This is a genomic window from Acidovorax sp. HMWF018 (assembly GCF_003061035.1).
Classification (GTDB): Bacteria; Pseudomonadota; Gammaproteobacteria; order Burkholderiales; family Burkholderiaceae_C; genus Acidovorax; species Acidovorax delafieldii.
This window is the reverse complement of the sequence record NZ_QAIM01000207.1, coordinates 1-2,456: the sequence shown is the minus strand read 5'-3', so window position 1 is coordinate 2,456 and position 2,456 is coordinate 1. Positions and strand designations below refer to the sequence as shown.

Genomic DNA, 2,456 nt, shown 5'->3' with positions numbered 1-2,456 from the left:
CTGTTCGAGTCGGCCTGATCGGTCGCGTCCATTTCCCCCACACAACAGAGTCGCCCCACGATGTCCCGAGCGAACCCGCCCCTCCTGCCACCCTCCCCCGTTCGGCTGGCACCCTCCATCCTGTCAGCCGACTTCGCCCGCCTGGGCGAAGAAGTGCGCGCCATCGAAGCGGCGGGCGCGGACTTCGTGCACTTCGACGTGATGGACAACCACTACGTGCCCAACCTCACCATCGGCCCGCTGGTGTGCGAGGCGATCCGCCCGCATGTGCAGATTCCGATCGACGTGCACCTGATGGTGGAGCCCGTGGACGCGCTGGTGCCGCTGTTCGCCAAGGCGGGTGCGAGCTGCATCACCTTCCACCCCGATGCCTCGCGCCACGTGGACCGCACGCTGCAACTGATCCGCTCGCACGGCTGCAAGGCAGGGCTGGTGTTCAATCCCGCCACGCCGCTGGCCTGGATGGACCACGTGATGGACAAGCTGGACATGGTGCTGCTCATGAGCGTGAACCCGGGCTTCGGCGGCCAGGCGTTCATACCTGCCACGCTGCACAAGCTGCGCGAGGCGCGCCGCCGCATCGACGCGCACACCACCGCCGGTGGCCAGCCCATCTGGCTGGAGGTGGACGGTGGCGTGAAGCTGGACAACATCGGCCAGATCGTGCAGGCCGGCGCCGACATCTGCGTGGCCGGCAGCGCGGTCTTCGGCGCGCCCGACGCGGGCGGCGGCTACTACGGCGTCATGGGCGCGCTGCGCAAAGCCGCAGATTCAACCGATCGTCATTCCAGCAACCCCACGCGGAGCACACCATGCCATTGACCGGCCGCAAGACCCTCACCCAGTACCTGATCGAAGAACGCCGCCGCTTCCCCCAAGCCAGCGGCGACTTCAACGCGCTCATTCTTGACGTGGCCATGGCCTGCAAGGCCATCGCGCGCGCGGTGGCATTCGGCGCGCTGGGCGACGTGCTGGGCAACCACGCGGCCGAGACCGGGGGCTCGGTCAACGTGCAGGGTGAAACACAGAAGAAGCTGGACGTGCTGAGCAACGAGTACTTTTTGCGCATCACCGAATGGGGCGGCCACCTAGCGGGTATGGCGTCGGAAGAGATGGACGCGCCGTACCAGATTCCCCGGACCTACCCGCGCGGCAAGTACCTCCTGGTGTTCGACCCGCTCGACGGCTCCAGCAACATCGACGTGAATGTGTCGGTGGGCAGCATCTTCTCGGTGCTGCGCGCGCCGGCAGCCGAAGACCGCGAGGTGACCGAGTCCGACTTCCTGCAACCCGGCACGCAGCAGGTGGCCGCCGGCTACGCACTCTACGGCCCCACCACCATGCTGGTGATCACGGTGGGCAATGGCGTGGCCGGCTTCACGCTCGACCCCAACCTGGGCGAATTCATCCTCACCCATCCCGATCTCACCGTACCCGCCGACACGCAGGAATTCGCGATCAACGCGTCCAACAGCCGCTTCTGGGAAGCGCCGGTGAAGCGGTACGTGGACGAATGCCTGGCCGGCAAGACCGGCCCGCGCGCCAAGGACTTCAACATGCGCTGGATCGCCAGCATGGTGGCCGAGGCGCATCGCATTCTCATGCGCGGCGGCGTGTTCCTCTACCCGCGCGACACGAAGGACGCATCGAAGCCCGGCCGCCTGCGCCTGTTGTACGAGGCCAACCCCATCGGTTTCATCATGGAACAGGCCGGCGGGCGCGCCAGCACCGGGCGCGTTCCCATGCTCGGTGTGCAGCCCGAGGGCCTGCACCAGCGCATCGGCCTGGTGTTCGGTTCGAAGGACGAGGTGGAGCGCATCGAGCGCTACCACGCCGAACCCGTCCGCAAAGACCTGGACAACCCCCTGTTCCACGAACGCAGCCTGTTCCGCGTCTGAGCGGTCGGCCTCCACGCTTGCATTCGCACCGATTCTTCAACTTCACGGGACGTCACCATGTCTGAGCGCCACCCCATCATCGCCATCACCGGCTCGTCGGGCGCGGGAACCACTTCGGTCACCCGCACCTTCGAGAACATCTTCCGCCGCGAAGGCGTCAGCGCCGCCATCATCGAAGGCGACAGCTTCCACCGCCACGACCGCAAGGAGATGAAGCAGCGCCAGGCAGAGGCCGAGCGCGCCGGCAACGGCCACTTCAGCCACTTCGGCCCGGAGAACAACCTCTTCCCCGAACTCGAAGCGCTGTTCGCCGCCTATGGCCGCAGCGGCACCGGCATGTCGCGCAAGTACCTGCACGATCCCGACGAGGCCGCCCCCTACCGGCAGGAGCCCGGCACCTTCACCCCATGGGAAGAACTGCCTACCGGCACAGACCTGCTGTTCTACGAAGGTCTGCACGGCGCAGTGATCACGCCCGACGTGAACATCGCCCAACACCCCGACCTGCTCATCGGCGTCGTGCCGGTGATTAACCTGGAGTGGATCCAGAAGCTCTGG

Annotated in this window: 2 protein-coding genes and 1 pseudogene; all 3 read left to right on the top strand. The window is 66.6% G+C overall.

The features are described from left to right. The first annotated feature begins 60 nt into the window (after positions 1–60). The gene (gene rpe, locus DBR23_RS07600; protein WP_051248945.1) at positions 61–822 is read left to right on the top strand and encodes a ribulose-phosphate 3-epimerase; all 762 of its coding nucleotides are present in this window, start codon (positions 61–63) and stop codon (positions 820–822) included. Then, positions 813–1,898, top strand: a complete 1,086-nt coding sequence (locus DBR23_RS07595) for a class 1 fructose-bisphosphatase (protein ID WP_026436948.1) — start codon at positions 813–815, stop codon at positions 1,896–1,898. The genes rpe and DBR23_RS07595 overlap by 10 nt, the downstream gene beginning before the upstream one ends. Positions 1,899–1,955: 57 nt before the next feature. Continuing rightward, positions 1,956–2,456, top strand: a pseudogene (locus DBR23_RS07590) (GTP-binding protein); the annotation flags it as partial.

Excerpts from the sequence above, each read along its gene's own strand:
- rpe (WP_051248945.1), top strand. The coding sequence starts at position 61 with ATGTCCCGAGCGAACCCGCCCCTCCTGCCACCCTCCCCCGTTCGGCTG.
- DBR23_RS07595 (WP_026436948.1), top strand. The coding sequence starts at position 813 with ATGCCATTGACCGGCCGCAAGACCCTCACCCAGTACCTGATCGAAGAA.